This window comes from Streptomyces sp. NPDC049597, from assembly GCF_040675505.1.
Classification (GTDB): domain Bacteria; phylum Actinomycetota; class Actinomycetes; order Streptomycetales; family Streptomycetaceae; genus Streptomyces.
This window is the reverse complement of record NZ_JBFAOY010000010.1, coordinates 141,441-164,597: the sequence shown is the minus strand read 5'-3', so window position 1 is coordinate 164,597 and position 23,157 is coordinate 141,441. Positions and strand designations below refer to the sequence as shown.

The window sequence follows — 23,157 nt, the reverse complement described above, 5'->3', positions numbered from 1 at the left end:
GACCGTGTGCCATCAGCGGTTGTTCACAGCGGTACTCGTCCTGTTCCTCACGGCCCTGCCGACGGCCGGCGCAGCGGCCGCCGGCGGCGCACAGGGCGAGGAGGTCCCGCACGGCCCCGGTTTCGGGGCACGGGCCCTGCAGGCACTGATCGACGGCATCCAGTTCGGTGTCATCATCGCGATCACCGCCGTCGGTCTCTCCCTGATCTTCGGGACCATCCACCTGATCAACTTCGCGCACGGCGAGCTCGTCACCATCGGCGCCGTGTCCGCCTTCTTCCTGAACGCCTCCCCGTCGGGCCCCGGCTGGCATCTGATCCCCGCCGCCCTCGCAGCCGTGGCGTTCGGCGCCCTGCTGGGCGCGGCGATCGACCGCGGCGTGTGGCGACCGCTGCGGGCCCGCGGCACCGGGCTCATCAACATGTTCATCGTCACGATCGGCCTGTCCCTGCTGCTGCGGCACCTCGTGCTCGTGCTCTACGGAACCCGCCCCGCCTCCTACGCCCAGTACGACATCCAGAGCGCCGTCGAACTCGGCCCGGCCGGCATCACCCCGCGCGACCTCACCGTCACCCTCCTGTCGGTGCTGACGCTGCTCGGTGTCGCCGCACTTCTGCAACGGACCAGGACCGGCACCGCGATCCGGGCGGTCTCCGGCAACCGCGACCTCGCTGAGGCGTCGGGCATCGACGTGCAGCGCGTGGTGCTCGTCGTCTGGATGCTCGGCGGCGCGCTCGCCGCCCTGGGCGGGGTCTTCCTCGGACTGGTCGAGGTGGTCACCTGGGACATGGGGTTCAAGCTGCTGCTGCTCATGTTCGCCGGGGTGATCCTCGGAGGTCTCGGCTCCGCGTACGGCGCGATGGCCGGCAGCCTCGTCATCGGCGTCGTCGCCCAGATGTCCACCCTGTGGTTCCCGGTCGACCTGCAGTACGCCTGGGCGCTGCTCGCCCTGATCGTCGTCCTGCTCGTGCGTCCGCAGGGCATCCTCGGCCGGCGCGAGCGCGTCGGATGAGGGGTGTGCCATGGACTGGTCGGTCATCCTCTCCGACGCCATCCGCTCGGGCATCGGTCCCATCGCCGCCGTCTACGCGATCGCCGCCCTGGGCCTCAACCTGCACTTCGGCTACACGGGACTGCTCAACTTCGGCCAGGTCGGCTTCATGCTCGTCGGCGGGTACGGGCTCGCGATCACCGTGGCCACCTGGGGCGGTTCCCTGTGGCTCGGCGTCCTCGTCGGGCTGGCCTCCGCGGTCGTGCTCGCGCTGCTGCTCGGCCTGCCCACCCTGCGGCTGCGCGCCGACTATCTCGCGATCACCACCATCGCGGCCGGGGAGACGCTACGGCTGTTCTACCGGTCCAGCTGGGCCGAGCCGACCACCGGCGGAGTCTTCGGACTCCAGCGGTTCGCGGGCGACTTCTACGACCTGAACCTCATTCCCCGGGGCTCGTACGGCGTGTGGCTGGTCGAGTTCAGCTCCCGGGACCTGTTCGTGCTGATCGTCGCCTGGGCGCTCGTGGTGATCGTCGCGGTGCTGCTCGCCCTGCTGGTGCACAGCCCGTGGGGGCGCGTCATCCGGTCCGTCCGTGACGACGAGACCGCCGTGCGCAGCCTCGGGAAGAACGTGTACGCGTACAAGATGACGAGCCTCGTCCTCGGCGGCGTGCTCGGTGCCGTGGCCGGCATGCTGCAGGCCGTCCAGGTGCAGTCGGTGAGCGCGGACAGCTTCGATCCGGCCGTCACCTTCTTCCTCTACACCCTGCTCGTGCTGGGCGGTGCCGGGAGGATCCTCGGCCCGGTCGTGGGCTCGGTCCTGTTCTGGTTCGTGCTGACCTTCCTCGACAGCGCACTGCGGCAGGCCATCGACACGGGCGTCGTCCCGTCCGACGTGATCAGTACGTCGGAGACCGGCGCCGTGCGCTTCGCCCTGGTCGGGCTGGCGCTGATCCTGCTCGTGGCGTTCAGACCGCAGGGAATCCTCGGCAGCCGGAAGGAGATGTTGCTCAGTGGCCGCTGACACGCAGCCCCCGCCCGGCGACGCGCCTCTGCCCGGCGACGCGCCCCCGCCTGGCGACGCGCCCCCTCCCGCGTCCGCGCCCCGGCCTGCGCCCGTGCCCGAGGCCGTGCCCGGCGTGGCCAAGCCCGACCCGCTGCTCGTCCTCGACGAGGTGACCCGCCGCTTCGGCGGCCTCGTCGCCGTACAGGTCGATCACCTGGAGGTGCAGCGCGGCACCATCACGGCCCTGATCGGACCCAACGGAGCGGGCAAGACCACACTGTTCAACGTCGTGAGCGGGTTCGACCGGGCCGACGACGGCGAGTGGTCGTTCGACGGACAGCCCCTCACCGGGCAGCCGCCGCACCGGATCGCCCGGCGCGGCCTTGTCCGTACGTTCCAGCTCACCCGGACACCCGCCCGGCTCACCGTGCTGGAGAACATGCTCCTCGCGGCGACCGCACAGCGCGGCGAGCGGCTGCTGCCCGCGCTGCTGCGGCCGCTGTGGCGCGGACAGGAGCGGGAGATCGTGGCCAGGGCCGACGAACTGCTGGACCGCTTCCGCCTCACCGGGCTGCGCGACGACTACGCGGGCACCCTCTCCGGCGGCCAGCGCAAGCTGCTCGAACTGGCCCGCGCGCTGATGGTCCGCCCGGTCATGCTCCTGCTCGACGAGCCGATGGCCGGGGTGAACCCCGCACTGACCCAGTCGCTGCTCGGGCACATAACCGCCCTGCGCGACGAGGGGCTGACGGTGTGCTTCGTCGAGCACGACATGGACGTGGTGATGGGCATCAGCGACTGGGTGGCCGTCATGGCCGGCGGCCGCCTGGTGGCCGAGGGCCCGCCGTCCACTATCGGCCGCAACCGCGCCGTCGTGGACGCCTACCTCGGCAAACGGCACGACGAACCCGAAGCGACCGGCGAGGAGGCGCAGCCGTCATGACAGAGGCGGCCGAGAACGGAAAGGGGCGCCCGGAAGCGCCTGTGCTGGTGGCCGAGGCGATCGTCGCCGGATACCTGCCGGGCGTCGATGTCCTGCGCGGCTGCAGCGTCGAGGTCCGCCCGGGCGAGTTGGTCGGCGTGATCGGTCCCAACGGAGCCGGCAAGTCCACCCTGGCCAAAGCGGTCTTCGGCCTGCTGCGCGTCCGTAAGGGGACGGTACGGCTGCGCGGCGAGGACGTCACCAACCGGCCGGCGCACGAGCTGGTCCGCCGCGGCGTCGGATACGTGCCGCAGCTGCAGAACGTCTTCCCCGCGCTCACCGTCGAGGAGAACCTGCGGATGGGCACCTATCTGCGGCCGAAGTCCTACGACGAGCGGGCCGCCGCGGTCGAGGAGATCTTCCCCGTCCTGGCCGTCCGCCGGAAGCAGAAGGCGGGTTCGATGTCCGGCGGCGAACGGCAGATGCTCGCGATGGCCCGCGCGCTGATGACCGAACCGCGGGTGCTGCTGCTCGACGAGCCGTCGGCGGGACTGTCCCCGGTATTCCAGGACCAGGTGTTCGACCGGGTGAAGGAGATCAACGGCGCGGGCGTCGCCGTGCTCATGGTCGAGCAGAACGCCCGCAGGTGCCTGCAGATCTGCGCCCGCGGGTACGTGCTCGACCAGGGCCGCAACGCCCACACCGGCGCGGGCACGGATCTGCTGCAGGACGAGAAGGTGATCGAGCTCTACCTCGGCACGCTCGCCCGCGTCCGCTGAACCTCTCCTGTGCGCCTCACCGCTGGCCCCTGCTCAGCTCGGTGCGCACGGTGTGCAGCTGCCCCTTGTCGTCGTACGCGTACACCTCGATCGTCGCCTCGCCGGGTTCACCCGCCTCGGTGAAGTCGAGCGGACCGCTGACGCCGTCGTAGTCGATGTTCCTGCCGTCCGCCAGCAGCTCCTTGCAGGCGGCGAACGACGTGCACTTGTCGCCGTCCTTGGTGACCGCGGTCATCTCCTCGACGAACCTGCCCGGGTCGTCCGATCCGGCCGCCTCCGCGGCGAGCGCGATGGTCGTCACGCAGTCGAACGTCTGCGGCGCGAACTGCAGCTCCTTCAGGCCGGGTGCGAACGCCTTCAGGGCCTTCACATACTCCGGGTTGGACTCCGACGACGGAGCCGTCCCCTTCATTCCGGCGAGCGTGGCGGGCTTGCCGGGGGCGACGAGGCCGGGCAGTTCCTCACTGCGCAGCCCGTCGGTCCCGTAGACACCGATCTGCCCGGGGCCCAGTCCCGCCTCGATCAGGCCCTGAAGAATCTGGGTGCCCTCCTCGAAGGCGATCACCACGGCGGCATCCGGATTCGCGTTCCTGACCTGCTGCACGAGCTGGTCGTAGTTGGTGGCCTTCGGGTCGTAGGTCTCGGCGACCGTCACGGTCGCACCGCCGTCCTCCAGTGCCTTCTTCGTGGAGTCCAGCAGGCCGCGCCCGTAGTCGTCGGCGCGTGCGACCAGGGCCACCCGGTCATGGCCGTCGTCCAGGACGGTCTTCGCGAGGATCGGCGCCTGCAGGTCGTCGCTCGGGGCGGTACGGAAGTAGAACCCGCCGTCGTCGTAGTCGGTGAAGGTGGCTGCCGTGTTCGACCCCGAGCACTGGACGACACCCTCACCGGTGACGCGGTCGATGATCGCCAGCGACATCCCGGATGCCGCCGCCCCGATGATGGCGTCCACCCCGGAGGCCAGTACGCGGTCCGCCGACTGTGCCGCGACGGCCTCCTGATTCGCCTCGTCACCCGAGACCACGGCCGGTACCGGCTTGCCGAGGACACCCCCTGCGTCGTTGATCGCCTTGATCGCGAATTTCGTCGACTCGATCATCGGGGGCCCGAGGAAGGCCAGCTGACCGGTCTCCGGCAGGACGTAGCCGAGTTTCAGTTCGCCGTCCTCGTCGCGGGCCACCGCTGCCGAAGCGCCCCCACCGCCGCTCGAGCCGAAGGCGGTCGCCAGGAGTACGGCCGCGCCCAGGAAGATCGCGGACCGTCGTTTCGACGTGTGCATGTCCGCCTCCCTCAGTAGAGGCTGTGTGCTGTTCTGTAAAGAGGGTAATCCGGCCGGATGCGGCGACGGAGCGGGCCCAGATGATCGTCCGGCGTGCGGAAAACCCGTCGTCCTGAGGCGGAGCCGCTGGCTAGACTCCCGGCGCCGTGACGCGGACACGTACGACGTCACGCACCCGTTCCCGGCCGAGGAGGTCCATGTCCGGCGTGAAGATGCATGCCGACGAGGTCGACATCGACGTGTCGCTCGTCGCCCGCCTGGTCAGGGCGCAGTTCCCGCACTGGGCGCATCTGCCCGTACGGAAGGTCCCCTCCGCGGGCACCGACAACGCCATGTACCGGCTGGGGGACGACCTGGTGGTCCGTCTGCCGCGCGTCCCCGGGGCGGCGCTCCAGGTCGACAAGGAGCAGCGCTGGCTGCCGCTGCTCGCCCCGCGCCTTCCGCTGCCGGTGCCCGTGCCCGTCGGCCGGGGCGTGCCCGGTGAGGGGTACGAGCTGCCCTGGTCGGTGTACGGCTGGCTCGACGGCGCGAACGCGTTCGACGAGCCCGTCGCCGATTCCGCGCACGCCGCCGTGGAGTTGGGCCGGTTCGGCGCTGCCCTGCGCACGGTCGGCGCCGACGGCGGGCCGCCGTCCTTCCGCGGCGGCCCCGTCCGTTCGCGCGAGGACGACGTCCGGGCGGCGATCCGGGACCTGGGCGCGGACGGCACCGTGGACGCGGACGCGGCGACGGCGGCGTGGGAGGAGGTCCTGCGGCTGCCCCAGTGGCAGGGCGACCCGGTGTGGGTCCACAGCGATCTCCTGCCGGGCAACCTGCTCGTCAGGGACGGCAGGCTCAGCGCCGTCATCGACTTCGGCTGCGTGGGCGTCGGGGACCCCGCCTGCGACATGATGGCGGCCTGGACGCTGCTGACGGCCGGGACCCGGGACCTGTTCCGCGAGGCGGCCGAGGTGGACGACGCCACGTGGGCACGCGGCCGGGGGTGGGCGCTGGCCTGGGGTCTGACGACCGAGCACTACTACCGCGTCAGGAACCCGGTGCTCGCCACCGTGGCCCGCCGTGCGATGCGTGAGGCCCTCGCGGAGTACGAGGGCGTCACCGGCTGACGCTGCGTCACCAGGATGGGTCGTCCAACGATTCGGTGACCGGTCGTCGGCACCGCGCCGCTCCCGCGGTCGGGGAGGACAACGTCGCGTGCAGTCCCGCCGCGGACACGGGGCTGCTCGGCGTGGCCGAGGCGGACGCCATCGCCGTGGCCCGCGAGGAGATGCGCACCGGCCGCCTCCACGAGCACTTCGTCGTCTGGCCACTGGCGCCGGGGTCCGCTCGCTCGTGGTGGACCGGGGACTGCTCGCCGAGGAGGAGGCAGGCGACATCCTGTGCCCGAGGAACCCGCTGCGGCCCGGGACGCCGGCACCGGCCGGACGAACGCCGGCCGGCGGAGGGCGCCTCACTCCGCCGGCCGGCCGTGCAGCGCCCCGCCCGCTACGGGGCGACCGCCATGTCGAACAGGTGGACGTTGGCGTTCGCCGGGAGGACGACCACCTCGACGGTCTTCGCCGGATCGAGCGGGACCGAGTGGGCGAACACCCGGTAGGCGATGCCCGCGTTGCCGTACCCGTCGGGCCGGTTGCGGCCGTCGGACGACTTGACCAGCGTCGCGCCGTGCGCGGTGGCGTCCTGGAAGGACCAGTTGGGGAAGCCCACCGCGCCCCTGGTGCTGGTTCCGTCGGTGTAGATCACCGTCGCCGTGCCGGTGGCCCCGGTGGTGACGCCCGAGCCGAGGAGGACCAGGCGGCTTCCCCTGGCGTCGATCCGCACGGCCTGCCCCGTGCTCGCCACGTTGTTCTTCGTGCCGGGCGCGGCGGTCGGCCAGGTGAGCCGGGCCCCCAGGGCGGTCACCGGCGCTCCCGGCGTGAGCCCGACGGCCGCCAGCTTCTGCGCGGAGAAGCTGTTGCCCTCGCCGTCGTAGTCACCGGGCGCGGTGTTGCTCTCGTCGGTGATGCCGACGTTGTTGTACGCGTCCGAGAGGCGGGCCAGGACCGGACCCGAGCGCTGCACACGAGTACCGGTGGCGGTGCCCCGGCCGTCGCCGCCCTCATAGGTGGCGGTGGCCGTGAACGTGCGCATCGTGAACCCGGGGCGAGGCTCCGGCACCTGGATCCTGAACTCCGCCGTGGCGGTGGTGCCCGGCGCGTACGAGCCGTCGAGGCGGCGCACGGCGGGCTGCACCGCCCACCCCGCAGGGCCCGCGAAGGCGACCTCGAGGCGGCGCATGCGCTCCGGCCCCGCGTTGGTGACGGTGACCTTGACCGCCGAGACGGCGGGGCCGTCCAGATCGACGGGGGAGATCGCCACCTCGGTGCGTGCCGCGGGCGCGGGCTCCTCTGCGGCCTGTGCGGCGGCCGCGGGGGCGCCGGTGAACGCCAGGGCCGCCACCGACAGGGCCGCCACGGCTCTTCGTGGCGCGGTCAGAAGGACGGACATCGCTGCTCGCTCCTTGTCTCGGGGGGGGCGGGGGGAGGGCGGGGCCCGGCGTCACACCGGTGGCATCTCGGTCATACGGGAGTCGAGCCCACCGCGCAGGTTCACCCATGCGCCTCGCGTGAAGTCGGGCACCGCCACGGGCTTGCCCTTGCGGTCGAGGGACATGACGCTCAGCGGAACCGGGGAGCACCAGGCGGCCGAGTCGTACACGTCGATGTCCGGCACCAGACCTGCCCGCATCTGCTGCACCGTGCGCCACTGGAGGACGTAGTCCATGCCGCCGTGGCCGCCGTTGTTCGCCGCGTCGTCCCCGATCTTCTTCCAGAGCCAGTGGTCGAACTCCTTGCGGTACGGCTCGAAGTCCCGCCACGCGTGGCCGCCGTGATCCGGCTCGAAGTAGACGCGCCCGCCGGTACGCGACGTTCCCGCGTAGTCCTCGAAGATGCCCCGGCTGCCGGCGAGGGAGTTGATGCGGCTGTACGGACGCGGCGAGCTGACGTCGTGCTCGGCCCGGATGACGCGGCCGTTCGCCGTCTCGATCAGGCAGGTGACCAGGTCGCCGTTGATGTACGTCTCGTTCCAGGAGGGGTGCCCCTTGGGAACGAAGCGCTCGCGGTAGTCGGCCAGTCCCCTGGGGGCGGTGGCGGTGGTGCGCAGGGTCGTCATGCGGTCGCCGCGGTTGATGTCCATGGCCGCGGCGACCGGGGCGAGCCCGTGCATCGCGTAGAAGGAGGCCGTGCTGCGGGTGTGCCACAGACGGCGCCAGGAGTCCGTGTAGTATGTGTTCGAGAACAGCAGCGCGCGCAGGTCGTGCAGGTAGCCGCCGTGCCCGTTGGTGACGTCACCGAACACGCCCTCGTGCGCCATCTTGAGCATCGCCAGCTCGTTGCGCCCGTACGAGCAGTTCTCCGCGAGCATCAGGTGGCGGCGGGTCCGCTCGGAGGTGTCGACCAGGTCCCACAGCTCGTCGAGCCCGGTGGCGATGGGGAGTTCGACGATGACGTGCTTGCCGGCCAGCAGGGCGGCCCTGCCCTGCTCGTAGTGGAACTCCCACGGTGTCGCGATGTACACGAGGTCGATGTCGTCGCGACCCAGCATCGCGGCGTACGACTCGGCGGAGCCGCCGTACTCGGCGGGGCGCGGCTTGCCCGCCTTGACCAGGTCGTCCGCGACGCGCTTCGCGCGGTCGGTGCGGATGTCGCAGACGGCGGTCACCTGACAGCCGGGAACGACGGACCAGCCCTTGGTCATCCCGTTGCCGCGGTTGCCGAGGCCGATGGTGGCGACGCGGACCGTCCGGTGCGCCTCGTACGGCACGTTGATCATGGACTTCTGGCCGGCCTGGCGACTCGGCGCGGCGGCTGTGGCCGTGACGTCGGCGTCGGCGCCCGGCGCAGCGGACGCCGGGGAGGCGGCGCCGGCCCCCAGACCGACGGCGAGCGCACCGGCGGCGGCGCCTCCGAGCACCGAACGCCGTGAGACTTCGGGGACTTCAGGCATGACGAACTCCAGACATGAGGTCGGCATCACTGGCGGGACGACTCTGACGGGACCGCCACGGGCATGTCAATAGATGCTCGCAAGAACCGAGTTGCAAACAGAAATGCACAAGTGTGCGGGGGCGTGACCTGCGCGGTCACCGTGCCCTCGGCGTGCTGGCGCGCATCGTCGACAGTGTTGTCGGTGCGACTGGTGGCGTGCGCGCGGACACGCGGGTCGCCTGCGGCCGGTCCGGCGATCTCGTGCCCGGGCCGGGGAGCGGCGCATCGGCCGCCGGGTGGCAGGTCCCGCGAGCTCGCGCCGCGGGTGCGGTGGAGGCGCCCCTGCCTGCGCGGGGCCACCCCCCCCATCAACCGGACCGCCTTCGGCCGGTACGCGAGGCCACGGCGCGGCCGCCTGGCCGGTGTTCGTCGTGTCCGAACGGGGGCTGCGCCTCGGTGTGTCGGGTCGTTGGAGCCCTCGGGTGGCTGTGTTTCGGTGGCGGGGCGCGGGATGTCCGACCGGTGTGGGACGCCGACCCTGGCGGATCAGCACGCCGCCGTCGCCGATGACGTGCGGCGGCTGGATGGCCCGCCGCCGCCACCGCCGCCTGGCCGGCTTTCGCTACCCGAACGGTGGCACGCCTTGGCCTGTCCGGTCGGCGGCCGACGGCTCGCGCGGGGCGGCCGACGGCCCAGGACACCGGCCCGGACGGGTCCATGTGCCAGCGTCCACGACGACTTGAGGAGCTCGACGGCCCGACGGCTCGACGGCCCGACGGCCCGACGGCCCGACGGCCCGCACCCCGCGCCGCCGCATGCGCCACCCGGCCGGCCGGCGGCGAGCAGGTGCCTCGTACGTGCGCCCTGGGGAGAGGTCAGGGAGACGTGCCGCGCACCGGCCCCGTGCTCGTGCGGACGATCAGTTTCGGTTCCACCGACGCCGGTTCGGGTGCGGCCTGCGGGTCGGCGATGTGCCGCAGCAGATGGCCGACCGCCAGCGCGCCCATCTCCGCGAACGGCTGTGCCACCGTCGTGAGCGACGGCGAGCAGTACTCGGCCAGGGCGATGTCGTCCACCCCCACGACCGAGATGTCCTCCGGCACGCGCCGGCCCAGCTCGTGCAGCGCCCGGATCACGCCGAACGCCATCTCGTCGCTCGCCACGAAGACTGCCGTCACCTCCGGAATGCGGCCCACGATCAGGCCGTTGCGGTACCCCGACGAAGGCGACCAGTCGCCCTTGAGCACCGGCGGCACGGTCCTGCCCTCCGCCTCCAGCGTCTCCCGCCAGCCCTGCAGCCGGCTCGCCGCGTCGAGCCATTCGCCCGGCCCCGCGACGTGCCAGACCGTCTCGTGACCCAGGTCGAGCAGGTGACGCGTGGCCAGTCGCGCGGCCTGCGACTGGTTCACCGCCACGACCTCGGACGCCTCGGTGCGTGAACCGTCGATGGTGACGGTGGGCAGCGAACCGGTGAGCTGTTCGATGCGCGGGCTCACATGGATGAGCGGGATCGCCAGGATGATCCCCTCGACGCGCTGGTCCGCGAGCCGCGAGAGCGCGGCCTCGACGGCGGAGGTGTCGAGGGACGCGGTCGACGCGGTGGACACCGCGTACCCGGCCGCCCGCGCCGCGCTCTCGAGGCCGAAGGTCAGGGTCAGCCGGGAGTAGAACGTCGTCTGCAGTGTCACCACGCCGATCGTCCGGCTCCGCCCGGACGAGAGGCTCTGTGCCGCGCTGTTCATGCGGTAGCCGAGCTGGTCGACGGCCGCGAGCACCTTCTCGCGGGTCCGCTCCCGGACGTTCGGGTGCCCGGACAGGACGCGCGAGACGGTCTGCGCGGACACCCCGGCGACCCGGGCCACGTCGGCCATGCCGGGCGGCCGTCCGGCGCCCTCGCCACCGTTCGCTGTCTGCATGCGGCCCTCTTTCCGTTCCTACGGGCCGGATGATACCGGCCTCATCCGCGCGGCGCCGGGGTGATCGGGACGGGCGATCCCAATTTTGGCATCGATAACATTCTCTGCCATAGTTCCGGTCATGAGGGCCAAGGCGGGGCCGGGGCCGTGCCGTGCCCATCGATCTCGCAGCAGACCCCGCCGAGCGTGTCCGGGTCTGGCCCTGCCCACGTTCACAAGGAGAGGCCGTGAAGAAGTGTCGTACGCGCACCGTGGGAACCGCCGCAGGCGGCACGCATCGGTGGATGCTCGTCCGCCGAGAAGGGCTCCGGCGGCGGTGAGCCGGTATCGCTGACGTTCCGGCGCTGGTCACCCGGTTGCGCGGACGCGGCCGAGGCCTGCGGCTCGCCGGGTCCGGGACGGGCCTGGCACGGTACGCCGTTCTTGAGAGCGGTAACATCATGCCCGCCATGGTGCTCGGCGGCGATCGGCTCCAGCCGGTCACCGTCGGCCTCGGCGGCCGGAAGCGGGCCGTGTGGCCGTACCGGCCCCGCTCGTCGTCATGGGTCGCTGGTCTCCGTGACACCCCTGATCGTCGCTTTCGTCGTTCTCATGGCCCTCATGGCCCTCATGGCCTTCGTCGCCCCGCAGCGCTTCGGCGCGCCGGCATGACCGCTGGAGCCGTCAAGTGAGCCCCACCGCCCCGAACGCCCTGCTGACCCACCCCGACGGCGAACTGCTGCGGGCCGGCCGCCCCCACCGCGTCCTCGCCGGAACGCTGCACTACTTCCGGGTCCACCCCGGCCAGTGGCGCGACCGGCTTGAACGCCTGGCCGCCATGGGTCTCAACACCGTGGACACCTACGTCGCCTGGAACTTCCACGAACGGCGCCCCGGCGAGCACCGGTTCGACGGCCGGCACGACGTCGAGCGCTTCGTCCGCACCGCCCAGGAGACCGGTCTCGACGTGATCGTCCGGCCCGGACCGTACATCTGCGCCGAGTGGGACAACGGCGGCCTGCCCGCGTGGCTGACCGACCGGCCCGGCATGCGGCTGCGCTCCTCGCACGCCCCCTACCTGGAGGAGGTCGCCCGCTGGTTCGACGTCCTCATTCCCCGGATCGCCGCCCTCCAGGCCGCGAACGGCGGGCCCGTCGTCGCCGTCCAGGTGGAGAACGAGTACGGCAGCTACGGGGACGACCAGGCCTATCTGCACTGGGTGCGCGACGCCCTGGTGGAGCGCGGCATCACCGAACTCCTCTACACCGCCGACGGGCCCACCGCGCTGATGCTCGACGGAGGCACTCTGCCCGGCGTGCTCGCCACCGTGACGTTCGGCTCGCGCGCCGACCAGGCGGCCAGGCTGCTGCGCTCACGCCGGGAGGGGGAGCCGTTCCTGTGCGCGGAGTTCTGGAACGGGTGGTTCGACCACTGGGGCGAGAAGCACCACACCCGCTCCGCAGGGAGCGCGGTCGCCACATTGGACGAGATCCTCGGCGAGGGCGGTTCTGTCAGCCTCTATCCGGCGCACGGCGGCACCAACTTCGGGCTGTGGGCCGGTGCCAACCACGACGGCGACGTGTTCCAGCCCACCGTCACCAGCTACGACTCCGACGCGCCGGTCGCCGAACACGGGGCGCTCACCCCGAAGTTCCACGCGATGCGGGACCGGCTGCTCGCGGCCACCGGTGCCGAGCCGCGCCCCCTGCCCGCACCACCGCGCCTGCTCACCCCGCGCATCCTGCCCCTCACACGGCGGGCCGGACTGCTCGGCGCGCTGGAGGCCGTGTCCGACGCCGTCGCCTCGCCCGACCCGCTGAGCTTCGGGCAGCTCGGTCAGGCGTCCGGGCTCGTCCTGTACCGCGCCCACCCGGTGCTCCCGCCCGGTGCGATCGAACTGACCGTGACCGGCCTGCACGACCGCGCGCAGGTCTTCGTCGACGGCAGCCCCGTCGGCGTGCTGGAACGCGAGACGGCTTCCCTCGCCCTCGACGGGGAGGGCGGCCGCGTCGTCCGCCTGGAACTGCTCGTCGAGAACCAGGGCCGCATCAACTACGGGCCGCTGCTGGGCCAGGGCAAGGGCATTCTCGGCGGAGTGCGCATCGGACGCCGTCTCGTCCACAACTGGACGATGCACCCGCTGCCGCTCGACGAGTGGTCCGCCGGCCTCCTCGACCGGGCCGTGCGGGCCGCACCGGCGGAAGGGACGACGGGCTTCGCCCGGGCGGCCTTCACGGCGGACGGGACCGCGGACGCGTTCCTCGCGTTCCCCGGCTCGGGCAAGGGCTTCGTCTGGATCAACGGCTTCCTGCTGGGCCGCTACTGGAACATCGGCCCGCAGGTCACGCTCTACCTGCCGGCACCGCTCACCGTCGCGGGCGAGAACACCCTCACCGTGCTCGAACTGGAGTGCCTCGGCGACACCGTGGAGCTGCGCGACACCCCCGAACTCGGCCCGCCCGAGGAGTACATCGAGACGTTCTCCTGACCGACCGACCGACCGACCGACCGACCGGCCTACCGACCGACCGACCGAAGCCGCCCGCCGTCCGTGCCACCAGGGGAGGAGCACGGACGGCGGGCCTTCTCGCGTCCGCCGGACGCGGCGCCCCGGACGCACGGCGGGAGCGGCCCGCACCAGCGGCCCGCTCCCGCCGCCCTCCTCCCGCCTCGCGGGTCTCAGACCCCTGCGAGGACGCCCAGCAGCCTCGCCACCTCCGACGCCACCGCGTCACGGGCCGGGCCCAGGTACCTGCGGGCGTCCGCGACGTCGGGGGACGCCTCCAGACGCTCCCGCACGGTGCGGGTGAAGAGCTTGTTGAGATGGGTGGAGATGTTCACCTTGGTCATCCCCGCCGTGACGGCCTTCGCCAGATCGGTGTCACTGACACCCGACGAACCGTGCAGCACCAGCGGCACGGGCACGGCCTCGCGCAGCCGCGCGATGAGCTCGAAGTCGAGGACCGCGTCCCGGGTGAGCATGGCGTGCGAACTGCCCACGGCGACGGCCAGCGCGTCGACGGCCGTCGCCGCGGCGAACGCACGGGCCTCGTCGGGATCGGTGCGGACGCCGGGCGCGTGCGCGCCGTCCTTGCCGCCGACCTCGCCCAGCTCGGCCTCCACCCACACGCCGGCGCTGTGGCAGTGCTCGGTGATCTCCCGCGTGGCGGCCACGTTCTCCTCGTAGGGCAGCTTGGAGGCGTCGAACATGACGGAGGTGAAGCCGAGGTCGACGGCCTCGCGCACGAGGCCCAGGGACTCGGCGTGGTCGAGGTGGACCGCCACCGGGACGTCGGCCCCCCGGGCCACGGCGAGGGAGGCGAGCCCGATCGGGGCGAGCCCGCCGTGGTAGCGGACGGTGTTCTCGCTGACCTGGAGGACGACCGGCAGCTGGGCGAGCTCGGCGCCGGCGACGATCGCCTCGGCGTGTTCGAGCTGCACGACGTTGAACGCGCCGACACCCGAGGTGTTCGCGCGGGCCGGACCGACGATCTCGTCAGTGGACGTGAGAGGCATGGGTGTTCTCCACGGAAACGGTGGTACGGAACTGGGCGTGGACGTCCGCGTCGACATCGCCGGCCGTGGGGCAGGGGACCGCGGCGGCCGACAGCGCCACGGCCTCGCGCCGCCGCACCGGCCACGGATCGCCGTTCGCGAGCGAGGCGGCGGGCGCGGCGACACAGGCGTCCCCCGCGCCCGTCGGGTCCCCGGACAGACGGCGCGGGGGAGCGGCCCGCCACGCACCCTGCGGGGTGACCGCGTACAGCCCCTCCGGCCCCCGCGAGGCCCCCACGGCCTGCGCTCCGAGCGCGCGCAGGACCTCCGCGGCTGCGCGCGGCCGGGCTGCGGGAAGAGTCGGCCGCCGGTGCGGTGGCGGCGTCTTCGACCAGCCCGGCCCGCGGGTCACGGTGAGGATCACGGCGCCGCCGCTCCCGCCACCGGCCGCCGGCCGGGCCCGGACGCGGCGGCTCCCGCGGTCACGGCCCCGCGGTGGACCGGCTCGACCGCCGCCGCCTGCCAGGCGAGGATCCCGGCGCCCAGGCACCCCGCCTCGTCGCCGAGTTCGGCCCGGACCAGTTCGGGCCGGCGCTGGAACGTGAGCCGTTCGCCGAGACGCGCCCGCAGCGGATCGAGCAGCAGGCCGCCCGCTTCCGAGAGACCGCCGCCGATCACGATCACACCCGGTGCCAGAAGCGTCGTGAACGTCGCCAGCGCCGCGGCCAGCGCGTCGACCGCGCGGTCCCACACGGCCACGGCCACGGGGTCGTCCTGCGCCACCAGGCGCGCCACCCCGGCGGCGCCGTCGACGGCGCGCCCGGAACGCGCCGTGTACGCCGCCTCGATCGCCGCGGCGGACGCCACGGTCTCCAGGCAGCCCCGGCCGCCGCAGGCGCACCGCTCGCCGTCGGGCTCCACCACGGTGTGGCCGAGCTCTCCGGCGTACCCGAGGCCGCGCACCATCCGGCCCTCGCACACGACGGCCGCCGAGATGCCGGTGCCGACCGGCACGAAGAGCGCGTCCCGCGCACCGCGCGCGGCACCGGTACGGCACTCGGCGAGCCCGCCGGCGCGCACGTCGTGCCCGAGTGCGACGGGCAGGTCCGTCGCGTCCCGCAGCAGTGCCGCGAGCGGCAGGTCCGACCAGCCGATGTTGGCGGAGTACACCGCCCGTCCGGCCTCCTCGTCGACTGTCCCGGGGACCACCGTGCCCGCATGGCGGACCGTCAGGTGCCGGTCGGCGGCCCGGGCCGCGAGGTCGCGCAGCGCGCCGGTGATCGCGGCCACCACCGCGTCGGGGCCGTCCCGGCGGGGCGTCGGCCTGCGCAGCACGGCCAGGGGCGTCAGCGCCCGGTCGAGCAGCGCCCCCTTCATGCCGGTGCCGCCGACGTCCAGCGCCACGACGCAGTCGCGCGTGCCGTGCGGATCAGGCATGGCTGTTCTCGAGGATGACGGACCGGGTGAGGTTGCGCGGACGGTCGGGGTCGTACCCGCGCGCCTCGGCGAGCAGCACGGCCAGCCGCTGCACCCGGATCAGGTCCGCCAGCGGGTCGAGCCCACCGGCCGCGTCCCCGGACCCGGCGACGAAGGTGCCGCCGACCCGCTCGACGTCGTCGGCCAGGCCCGTCGGCGTCGCACCGAAGAGCCACGCCACGCGGCCGGGGCCGGTGATGCTGATCGGCCCGTGCCGGTACTCCATGGCCGGGTACGACTCGGTCCATGCGCCCGCCGCCTCCCGCATCTTGAGTCCCGCCTCCAGGGCGAGGCCGTAGGTCCAGCCCGTGCCGAGGAACGTGAACTGCTCGGCCGCGCGAACCTGGGCGCTGAGCGGCTCGGCGAGGGCGCGCTCGGCGTCCTCGACGGCCCGTGCCAGCGGACGCACCCCCGCGGGCAGCGCGTCCTCGGCCTCCAGGTGCGCGCGCAGCAGGGCGAGCGCCGTGGTGGCGAAGCGGGTCTGGACGACCGACTGCTCGTCGGCGTAGTCCAGGACGGCTACGGCGTCGGCCGCGTCGATGACGGGCGTGGCGGGGTCGGCGGTGAGGGCCGCCGTCGCGACGGTCCCCTTCACCTCGGCCAGTACGTCGAGGACCTCGGTGGTGGTGCCGGACCGGGTGATGGCGAGGACGCGGTCGTAGGCCCGGCCGGCGGGGAACTCGGAGGCGGCGAAGGCGTCGGTCTCGCCGTGGCCGCCCGTCTCGCGGAGCTGGGCGTAGGCGAGGGCCATGAACCAGGAGGTGCCGCAGCCGACGACGGCGACACGCTCGCCGCGGCGCGGCAGGACGCCGTGGAGCGAACCGACGGCCTCGGCCGCTCGCCTCCAGGTGTCCGGTTGGGAGGCGATCTCGACCGAGGTGCGGGAGGCGTCCGGGGCGGTCATGGGCTGAACTCCTTGCTCAGAAGGGTCGGTTGACGTATGAGGGCCGCGGGCCCGCTATTTGACGGATCCGGCGGTCAGACCGGACACCACCTTGCGCTCGATGAAAGCGAACAGCACGACGACGGGCACGATGGCGATGACCGAGCCTGCGAAGAGATAGTTCCACTGCACGGTGTAATTGCCGATGAAGCTGTTGATGCCGACGGTCAGCGGCTGGCTCTCGGGGACGGTCGACAGGGTCAGACCCATGACGAACTCGTTCCACGCGGCGATGAACGTGCAGATCATCGCGGTGACGACCCCCGGCAGCGCCAGCGGCAGGGTGACCCGTACGAGTGCCCCCATGCGCCCGAGACCGTCGTCTTCTCGGCGGCGGCCTTCACCTCGTCCCACGTCTTCGGCGGCTCGGTGACGCCGGCCTTCGCGAAGACGCCCTTGTTGTAGAACAGGGCGCGGGCCGAGGAGACGAACGGGATGCCGTACTGCGTCCCGTCGACCTCTCCCGCCTTCGCGAAGCTGTCGATGAGGTTGGCGCGGGTCTTCTCGGAGAGGACCTCGTCCGCCTTGTGGAGCAGGTCGTCGGCGACCTTGTCGGCATAGCCGCCGGTCTGGAGGACGTCCGGAACGTTCCCGCTCTGGATCATGGTCTTGACCTGGGCGTCGATGTCGTTCCAGTTGATGACCCGCACATCGACCTTGATCGTGGGGTTGGCGGCGGTGAACCTCTTGGCCACGTCCTCCCAGTAGGCCGTGGAGCTGTTGGACGCCTTGTCCCCGTAATCGGCGGCGACGAGCTTCAGCGTCACCTCCCCGTCGGCCGAACCGCCGCCCCCTCCGCATGCCGTGAGCGTGAGCGCGCCGATCGCGCAGGCCGCGGAGAGAGCGAGTATGCGCTTGTTCACTGCCAAGACCGCCTTCGTCACAAGACCTCGACCCTGCACGGGGTCCCTTGCGCTCAGCACGCTGTCGCACTGTCGCCATGCTTGTCAAGAGTTGCTCGTTTCTCATGAGTTTCAAGCAGAAGTAAGCGAAAACGCTGAGGGGTGCGGTGGTCGCCGAGCATCTGCCCGCACCGGTCGCGGGCGTCCCCAGTACGATCAGTGGCAGCTCAGGGCGGTTGCACGGCGACAAGGAGTCCGACGATGTCCAAGCACGAGCGCTGGAACGCGCTGCTGGAGCTGCTGGCCGCCGACGGGCGTCTGGATGTCGAGGAGGCCGCGAGCGCGCTGGACGTGTCCAGCGCCACCATCCGCCGGGACCTCGACGAGCTGGCGGAGCAGCAGATGCTCGTCCGCACCCGCGGCGGTGCGATCGCGCACGGCGTCTCCTACGAACTGCCGCTGCGCTACAAGTCCTCGCGACACGCTCCGGAGAAACAGCGGATCGCCGCGGCGGCCGCCGACCTCATAGGGGACGGCGAGGTGGTGGGACTCAACGGCGGGACGACCACGACCGAGGTCGCCCGGGCGCTCGCGCTGCGGGCGAGCGGCGGGCAGCGGGAGACGACCGGCGCACCCTCGCCCGTCTTCACCGTGGTGACCAACGCGCTCAACATCGCGGGGGAGCTCGCCGTGCGCCCGCAGATCAAGATCGTGACCACCGGCGGCGTGGCACGCCCGCAGACCTACGAGCTCGTGGGACCGCTGACCATGGGCGTGCTCAACGAGGTCGTGCTGGACGCGGTCGTCCTCGGCGTCGACGGTGTGGACCCGCAGTTGGGCATCATGGCGCACCACGAGGACGAGGCCAGCGTCAGCAGGCTGTTCGCCGAGCGGGCGCACCGGGTGATCGTCGTGACCGACTCGTCCAAGCTGGGCAGGCGCGCCTTCGCCCGGATCTGCGGACTCGACCGCATCGACGTCCTCGTCACCGACGCCAACATCTCCGCGGAGACCTCGGCCCGCCTGGCCGACGCGGGAGTCAAGGTCATCGCCGTCTGACACCGGCCGGCCGGGCCGTCATCCGTTCCTCCGCGCCCTCGAGCGCGCGGCCCACCGCGCAGTAACACCCTGCCCGGCTGACCGGGGGTCGTGGCCCTCGCACCCCAGCCATGTGCTTGTAGTTGCGCTGATTGCGCCTCACGCAATCACCAATACGCATGCAAGGGGGCGGTTGTCGCTCCGCTCGGTCTCGTCTCGGTTCTCGCGGGACCAGGCGGTGCGGCGAACCCCGCCGAGTACGACCGGTCGAACGGCGAGTCCCGTGCGGGCGAGGCTCAAGGTGACGGACGCCAACCGCTTCACTCGGTGCTTTTGAACCTGGTGACCACATATCCGGGCCGTTTGGAGCGCAGAGAACTCCGTGTCCTCCGGACAGGTCACTGTGCCAAGATCCAGCGCATGGCTGTTCGATACCCGTCCCCCCTGCGTCCCGGTGACCGTGTTGGTGTTACCGCTCCATCGAGCGGGGTCGCGAAGGAACTGCGGGAGCGCCTCAATGTCGCCGTTCGTGACGTCCAGGATCGCGGGTACGAGGTCGTCATAGGCCGGTGCATGGACGGCTCCGGGCACGTCAGCTCTTCGGCGCCGCTGACCGCGCAAGCGAGCTGATGTCGATGCTGACCGACTCCACTGTCAAGGCCATCGTGCCGCCGTGGGGCGGAGAGACTGCGATTGACCTGCTACCACTGCTCGACTGGGACAGGCTGCGGGAGGCAGAGCCCACCTGGCTCGTTGGATTCTCCGACATGTCGACCCTGATCACGCCGATGACTCTGATCACTGGGACGGCGACCGTCCATGGCAACAACCTCATGGACACGCCCTACCGAGTGCCTGAAGGACTGCGATCGTGGCTCGACATCGTTGCAGCGCCGCCGGGGCACCAGTTCACCCAGACTCCGCCCGGTCGCCACCGGACCACCGGCTTCGACGACTTCGCCGCCTGCCCCGACATACGCGAGTACACGCTCGACTCCGTGGGCGCCTGGACCCGGATCGACGGGAGCGGTGACGTGCAGGCCGAGGGAAGACTGATCGGCGGCTGCATCGAAACTCTGTGCAATCTCGCGGGAACGGCCTACCTCGACGTCTCGGCCTTCGCTGGCAACGAGTCACCGGATGGGCTCCTCGTGTACGTGGAGGCAGCCGGCGACGATGCTTTCACCATCTGCCGGAACCCTGCATGGCATGAAGCTCGCTGGGTTCTTCGACCGGGCGAACGCGGTTCTCGTCGGCCGGACCAACGCACCCGACAACCGTTCCCTCAGCCAGCACGAGGCCGTCCTCGACGCACTCGGTTCTCTCGACGTGCCGATCATCGCCGACATCGAGTGCGGTCACGTCCCGCCCTACATGCCGATCGTCAACGGGGCGTACGGCCGTATCGTTCACACAGCGAGCCGGAGCGAACTGACGCAGACCTTGGATTGACGCATCACAACCTACAACCAGACGCTGCGCGCCACGCTCGACCCCGTGATCGAGGTGATGTGGACCGGCACCGACGTCGTGCCGCCCAGCATCACCAACCAGCAGGCGGAGGGGGCGGCGAAGCTCTTCGGCCGCAAGGTGTTCGTCTGTGACAACTACCCGGTACGACTACCGGAACACCAGCGGGTGTCCACCGCTCATGCGGCCACGTGCGTCCCGGCCCGCCGAGGGAATCGTCAGCGCATACGGCTCTTGGCCTGGGCGAGGAAGGTGTCGAGCACGCCGCCACCGGCCTTCACCTGCGCCGTGCCCCAGGCGTTGCGGGGCGGATCGACGCGCACCGCCCGGGCCTGCTCCTGAAGGCCGCGCGACGGGCTGAGCAGCAAGCCGCCGCGGGACGGGGGAGCCGGCGCCGGAGAGGAGTGTTCCGGCGTCGGCTCCGCCCGTGTCCGCCGCGCTGTGCGCTGCCTGGCCCGTCCGCGAACGCCGCGGCCTCCTGAACGACGGCCCGGGCACAGGAGAACAACAGGGCAACGATGCGGGGACGGCGCACTGTGCACGCCAACTGGCTGCTGAGTTCACGTACTTCTCGGGATCCGGTCACATCAGGGGCGGCCGTGGGACATCCACCCGCACGAGGGTTCTGGCGGTTCACAACGGACAGCCAAGGAGGACCCCGTGGGCGTACGTCCCCTGTCCCGGCGGAAGTTGCTCGGCCTCGGCGGCGCAGGCGCCGCGGCGCTGATGCTGGGCACCGGCGAGTGGAGCTCCGGCGCCGCGTTCGCCGCCCCCACCCTGACCGGCAACCCCTTCACACTCGGCGTCGCCTCCGGCGACCCTCGGGCCGACGGCGTCGTGCTGTGGACCCGGCTGGCGCCCGACCCGTTCGCGCAGGACGGCATGGGCGGCATGCCCGACGCACCCGTCCGCGTCCACTACGAGGTCGCCGAGGACGAGCGGTTCCGCCGCGTCGTGCGCAGCGGCAGCGTCGTCGCCACATCCGAACTGGCCCATTCCGTGCACCCTGAGATCGAGGGCCTGCGGCCCGACCGGGTCTACTACTACCGCTTCCGCGCGGGCTCCGAGATCTCGCCCGTCGGCCGCACCCGGACCACCCCTCTGCCGTGGGCGAACCCCGCCGACCTGACGTTCGCGTTCGCCTCCTGCCAGGCCTGGCAGGACGGGTACTTCACCGCCTACCGGCACATGGCCGAAGAGGACCTCGACCTGGTGGTCCACCTCGGCGACTACCTCTACGAGTACGGCGTCAAGACGAACAGGCGCGGTGTCACCACCGACCCGAAGTTCCACACCGAGACGGTCGACCTCGCGCGCTACCGGCTCCAGTACGGCCTCTACAAGTCCGAGGCCCCGCTGCAGCAGGCCCACGCCCGCTTCCCGTGGATCATGACGTTCGACGACCACGAGGTGGAGAACAACTGGGCCGACGGCATCCCCGAGAAGGACCAGGACCCCGCGGCCTTCATGCTGCGCAGGGCCGCCGCCTTCCAGGCCCTGTACGAGCACGCGCCGCTGCGCCGCCCCCAGCTCCCCGAGGGCCCGGACGTGCAGATGTACCGCAGACTCTCCTACGGGCGCCTCGCCGACTTCACCATGCTCGACACCCGGCAGTACCGCGACGACCAGGCGTGCGGCGACGGCATATCGGCGGACTGCGCCGACCGGTTCGCCCCCGACCGCACCCTGCTCGGCGCACCGCAGCGCGACTGGGTCCTCAGGGGCTTCAGCCGCTCCCCGGCCCGCTGGCAGGTCCTCGGCAACCAGGCCCCCATGGGCCAGACCGACCACGACCCGGGCCCCGGGACCACGGTGTGGATGGACCCCTGGGACGGTTACGCCGCCGAGCGCAACCGGCTGCTCGCCGAGGCGGACTCCCGCGGGGTGCGCAACCTCGTCGTCATCACCGGCGACCGGCACCAGAACTACGCCTGGGACCTCAAGCGGGACTACGCGGACCCGGAATCGGCCACCGTCGGGGCCGAGTTCGTCGGCACCTCCGTCACCAGCGGCGGGGACGGCGCCGACATGACGGCCGAGGGACAGACGTTCCTCGCCGCCAACCCGCACATGAAGTTCTTCAACGGCCAGCGCGGTTACGTGCGCGTCCGCGTCGACCGCCGGCACTGGACCAGCGACTTCCGTGTCCTGCCGTACGTCACCAGGCCCGGCGCCCCGATCAGCACGCGCGCGAGCGTCGTGGTCGAGGACGGCGTGCCCGGCGTCCTGGTCTGACCCGGCGGCACCTCACGCCGAGGCCGCACCGGTGGGCACCGGTGCGGCCTTCTCGGTGCCCGGCTCACCTCCGTGACACGGGCCGCCGCCCGGGCCGCGGGGAACGGGGCGCAGGCACGCCGTGCGCGGACCCGCCCCGGCCTCGTCCACGAGTCGGAGCCGGACTCGGCGAACGACCGTGCCTCCGTCCGGGGCGCTCTCGTCCCGTGCCGCGGACGGAACCACGCATGAGCGGTCGGACCGGGCCCGGGCAGGTCCTCGCCCGGGTCAGACCCGGCCGCTGCTGCGGCGGCGCAGAAGGACGGCTCCGGCGGCCGCCGCGGCCATGCCTGTCAGAGCGGCACCCGCGGCGATCTCACCGGTGCCAGGTGCGTAGGAGCCACCGAGGCCGCCCTGCGCCGCCGCGCCGGCAAGGACGGTGAAGGTGGCGTGGGCGGTGCGTCCGCCGCAGTGCACGGTCAGCCTGGCCGCGCCCGGGGTTGCGGTGTTGTCCACCCGCGCGGTGACCGTCGTCGCACCCGCCGGCAGCGTGACGGTGGGAAAAGCGGCCGAACTGACGGTTCCGCCGCCGGGACAGCCCGAGACGGTGACCGACAGCGTCGCGCCCTGATGCACCTGCCCCGGGCTCACCCGCACATTCGACGGCCCCGCTCCCGCCGCGGGAGCGCCGTCCGCCCACGCCGCAGACGGCGAGAGCGTCAACAGCCCGACGACAGCGGCTCCGGCCAGCCCGACACATCTCTGTGAAACACGCATGACACTCCTCAACGGACGGCAGCCTGGTGGCGGAAGGCATGGCCGTGGGTTCCCAGGGGGTG

The 23,157-nt window shown here is 72.1% G+C and carries 19 protein-coding genes and 3 pseudogenes; 10 read left to right on the top strand and 12 right to left on the bottom strand.

What is annotated here, in order from left to right:
- Nucleotides 1-19 precede the first annotated feature (19 nt).
- From AB0K02_RS14585 to AB0K02_RS14570, 4 genes are read left to right on the top strand one after another with little or no spacing between them, the layout of a single operon-like run.
- Nucleotides 20-1,012 (top strand): branched-chain amino acid ABC transporter permease, encoded by a 993-nt coding sequence (locus AB0K02_RS14585; RefSeq protein WP_365992749.1) that lies wholly within the window; start codon nt 20-22, stop codon nt 1,010-1,012.
- 10 nt (nt 1,013-1,022) lie between these two features.
- Complete coding sequence (locus AB0K02_RS14580) at nt 1,023-2,015, top strand: branched-chain amino acid ABC transporter permease (protein ID WP_365992748.1); 993 nt, start codon at nt 1,023-1,025, stop codon at nt 2,013-2,015.
- Complete coding sequence (locus tag AB0K02_RS14575) at nt 2,005-2,940, top strand: ABC transporter ATP-binding protein (RefSeq protein WP_365992747.1); 936 nt, start codon at nt 2,005-2,007, stop codon at nt 2,938-2,940. Before AB0K02_RS14580 ends, AB0K02_RS14575 begins: the two co-directional genes overlap by 11 nt.
- Nucleotides 2,937-3,698 carry an ABC transporter ATP-binding protein gene (locus tag AB0K02_RS14570; RefSeq protein ID WP_365992746.1) on the top strand — a complete coding sequence of 254 codons (762 nt, stop codon included), beginning with the start codon at nt 2,937-2,939 and terminating at the stop codon, nt 3,696-3,698. The genes AB0K02_RS14575 and AB0K02_RS14570 overlap by 4 nt, the downstream gene beginning before the upstream one ends.
- A gap of 16 nt (nt 3,699-3,714) precedes the next feature.
- Here AB0K02_RS14570 and AB0K02_RS14565 read toward each other — a convergent pair whose 3' ends face one another.
- A complete protein-coding gene (locus tag AB0K02_RS14565) occupies nt 3,715-4,977 on the bottom strand; it encodes an ABC transporter substrate-binding protein (RefSeq protein ID WP_365992745.1) in 1,263 nt (420 codons plus the stop codon).
- 197 nt (nt 4,978-5,174) lie between these two features.
- Between AB0K02_RS14565 and AB0K02_RS14560 the strand changes: the two genes are divergently transcribed.
- Entirely contained in the window at nt 5,175-6,083 is a 909-nt protein-coding gene (locus AB0K02_RS14560; protein ID WP_365992744.1) for an aminoglycoside phosphotransferase family protein, read from the top strand.
- Nucleotides 6,084-6,462: 379 nt separating this feature from the next.
- On the opposite strand, the gene AB0K02_RS14555 is transcribed toward AB0K02_RS14560, so the two are convergent.
- From AB0K02_RS14555 to AB0K02_RS14545, 3 genes are all read right to left on the bottom strand, one after another.
- On the bottom strand, nt 6,463-7,464 hold the full coding sequence (locus AB0K02_RS14555) for an NEW3 domain-containing protein (protein ID WP_365992743.1): 1,002 nt from the start codon (nt 7,462-7,464) through the stop codon (nt 6,463-6,465).
- Nucleotides 7,465-7,515: 51 nt separating this feature from the next.
- Nucleotides 7,516-8,964, bottom strand: coding sequence for a Gfo/Idh/MocA family oxidoreductase (locus AB0K02_RS14550; protein ID WP_365992742.1), 1,449 nt, complete (start codon nt 8,962-8,964; stop codon nt 7,516-7,518).
- An 856-nt stretch (nt 8,965-9,820) separates the two neighbouring features.
- A complete protein-coding gene (locus AB0K02_RS14545) occupies nt 9,821-10,861 on the bottom strand; it encodes a LacI family DNA-binding transcriptional regulator (RefSeq protein ID WP_365992741.1) in 1,041 nt (346 codons plus the stop codon).
- A gap of 667 nt (nt 10,862-11,528) precedes the next feature.
- Between AB0K02_RS14545 and AB0K02_RS14540 the strand changes: the two genes are divergently transcribed.
- A complete protein-coding gene (locus tag AB0K02_RS14540; protein ID WP_365992740.1) occupies nt 11,529-13,328 on the top strand; it encodes a glycoside hydrolase family 35 protein in 1,800 nt (599 codons plus the stop codon).
- 191 nt (nt 13,329-13,519) lie between these two features.
- Here the strand turns inward: AB0K02_RS14540 and AB0K02_RS14535 are convergent, their stop codons facing one another.
- The 6 genes and pseudogenes from AB0K02_RS14535 to AB0K02_RS14510 all read right to left on the bottom strand — a co-directional run bounded on the left by AB0K02_RS14535 (nt 13,520) and on the right by AB0K02_RS14510 (nt 17,449).
- The gene (locus AB0K02_RS14535; RefSeq protein WP_365992739.1) at nt 13,520-14,356 is read right to left on the bottom strand and encodes a class II fructose-bisphosphate aldolase; all 837 of its coding nucleotides are present in this window, start codon (nt 14,354-14,356) and stop codon (nt 13,520-13,522) included.
- Complete coding sequence (locus AB0K02_RS14530; protein WP_365992738.1) at nt 14,337-14,759, bottom strand: PfkB family carbohydrate kinase; 423 nt, start codon at nt 14,757-14,759, stop codon at nt 14,337-14,339. The genes AB0K02_RS14535 and AB0K02_RS14530 overlap by 20 nt, the downstream gene beginning before the upstream one ends.
- On the bottom strand, nt 14,756-15,772 hold the full coding sequence (locus AB0K02_RS14525; protein ID WP_365992737.1) for an ROK family protein: 1,017 nt from the start codon (nt 15,770-15,772) through the stop codon (nt 14,756-14,758). The genes AB0K02_RS14530 and AB0K02_RS14525 overlap by 4 nt, the downstream gene beginning before the upstream one ends.
- On the bottom strand, nt 15,765-16,715 hold the full coding sequence (locus AB0K02_RS14520) for a sugar isomerase (RefSeq protein ID WP_365992736.1): 951 nt from the start codon (nt 16,713-16,715) through the stop codon (nt 15,765-15,767). The genes AB0K02_RS14525 and AB0K02_RS14520 overlap by 8 nt, the downstream gene beginning before the upstream one ends.
- A gap of 54 nt (nt 16,716-16,769) precedes the next feature.
- Nucleotides 16,770-17,075 (bottom strand): annotated as a pseudogene (locus AB0K02_RS14515) (ABC transporter permease subunit); the annotation flags it as partial.
- Nucleotides 17,000-17,449: an extracellular solute-binding protein gene (locus AB0K02_RS14510; protein ID WP_365992789.1), complete on the bottom strand. Its 450-nt coding sequence runs from the start codon at nt 17,447-17,449 to the stop codon at nt 17,000-17,002. The pseudogene AB0K02_RS14515 and the gene AB0K02_RS14510, both read right to left, overlap by 76 nt.
- 408 nt (nt 17,450-17,857) lie before the next feature.
- Between AB0K02_RS14510 and AB0K02_RS14505 the strand changes: the two genes are divergently transcribed.
- The 3 genes and pseudogenes from AB0K02_RS14505 to AB0K02_RS14495 form a co-directional block, all read left to right on the top strand.
- Nucleotides 17,858-18,655 carry a DeoR/GlpR family DNA-binding transcription regulator gene (locus AB0K02_RS14505; RefSeq protein WP_365992735.1) on the top strand — a complete coding sequence of 266 codons (798 nt, stop codon included), beginning with the start codon at nt 17,858-17,860 and terminating at the stop codon, nt 18,653-18,655.
- Between the two features lie 399 nt (nt 18,656-19,054).
- Nucleotides 19,055-20,086: pseudogene (locus AB0K02_RS14500) on the top strand (S66 peptidase family protein).
- A gap of 6 nt (nt 20,087-20,092) precedes the next feature.
- Nucleotides 20,093-20,273: pseudogene (locus AB0K02_RS14495) on the top strand (beta-N-acetylglucosaminidase domain-containing protein); the annotation flags it as partial.
- Nucleotides 20,274-20,322: 49 nt separating this feature from the next.
- Here AB0K02_RS14495 and AB0K02_RS14490 read toward each other — a convergent pair.
- Nucleotides 20,323-20,472 carry a hypothetical protein gene (locus AB0K02_RS14490; RefSeq protein WP_365992734.1) on the bottom strand — a complete coding sequence of 50 codons (150 nt, stop codon included), beginning with the start codon at nt 20,470-20,472 and terminating at the stop codon, nt 20,323-20,325.
- Nucleotides 20,473-20,764: 292 nt separating this feature from the next.
- Between AB0K02_RS14490 and AB0K02_RS14485 the strand changes: the two genes are divergently transcribed.
- Nucleotides 20,765-22,339: an alkaline phosphatase D family protein gene (locus tag AB0K02_RS14485; RefSeq protein ID WP_365992733.1), complete on the top strand. Its 1,575-nt coding sequence runs from the start codon at nt 20,765-20,767 to the stop codon at nt 22,337-22,339.
- 267 nt (nt 22,340-22,606) lie between these two features.
- Here AB0K02_RS14485 and AB0K02_RS14480 read toward each other — a convergent pair whose 3' ends face one another.
- The gene (locus AB0K02_RS14480; RefSeq protein ID WP_365992732.1) at nt 22,607-23,095 is read right to left on the bottom strand and encodes a hypothetical protein; all 489 of its coding nucleotides are present in this window, start codon (nt 23,093-23,095) and stop codon (nt 22,607-22,609) included.
- Nucleotides 23,096-23,157: the final 62 nt, after the last annotated feature.

Coding starts and splice junctions, on each gene's coding strand:
- AB0K02_RS14580 (WP_365992748.1), top strand. CDS start 1,023: ATGGACTGGTCGGTCATCCTCTCCGACGCCATCCGCTCGGGCATCGGT.
- AB0K02_RS14560 (WP_365992744.1), top strand. CDS start 5,175: ATGTCCGGCGTGAAGATGCATGCCGACGAGGTCGACATCGACGTGTCG.
- AB0K02_RS14550 (WP_365992742.1), bottom strand. CDS start 8,964: ATGCCTGAAGTCCCCGAAGTCTCACGGCGTTCGGTGCTCGGAGGCGCC.
- AB0K02_RS14505 (WP_365992735.1), top strand. CDS start 17,858: ATGTCCAAGCACGAGCGCTGGAACGCGCTGCTGGAGCTGCTGGCCGCC.
- AB0K02_RS14525 (WP_365992737.1), bottom strand. CDS start 15,772: ATGCCTGATCCGCACGGCACGCGCGACTGCGTCGTGGCGCTGGACGTC.
- AB0K02_RS14565 (WP_365992745.1), bottom strand. CDS start 4,977: ATGCACACGTCGAAACGACGGTCCGCGATCTTCCTGGGCGCGGCCGTA.
- AB0K02_RS14520 (WP_365992736.1), bottom strand. CDS start 16,715: ATGACCGCCCCGGACGCCTCCCGCACCTCGGTCGAGATCGCCTCCCAA.
- AB0K02_RS14545 (WP_365992741.1), bottom strand. CDS start 10,861: ATGCAGACAGCGAACGGTGGCGAGGGCGCCGGACGGCCGCCCGGCATG.
- AB0K02_RS14570 (WP_365992746.1), top strand. CDS start 2,937: ATGACAGAGGCGGCCGAGAACGGAAAGGGGCGCCCGGAAGCGCCTGTG.
- AB0K02_RS14480 (WP_365992732.1), bottom strand. CDS start 23,095: ATGCGTGTTTCACAGAGATGTGTCGGGCTGGCCGGAGCCGCTGTCGTC.
- AB0K02_RS14555 (WP_365992743.1), bottom strand. CDS start 7,464: ATGTCCGTCCTTCTGACCGCGCCACGAAGAGCCGTGGCGGCCCTGTCG.
- AB0K02_RS14535 (WP_365992739.1), bottom strand. CDS start 14,356: ATGCCTCTCACGTCCACTGACGAGATCGTCGGTCCGGCCCGCGCGAAC.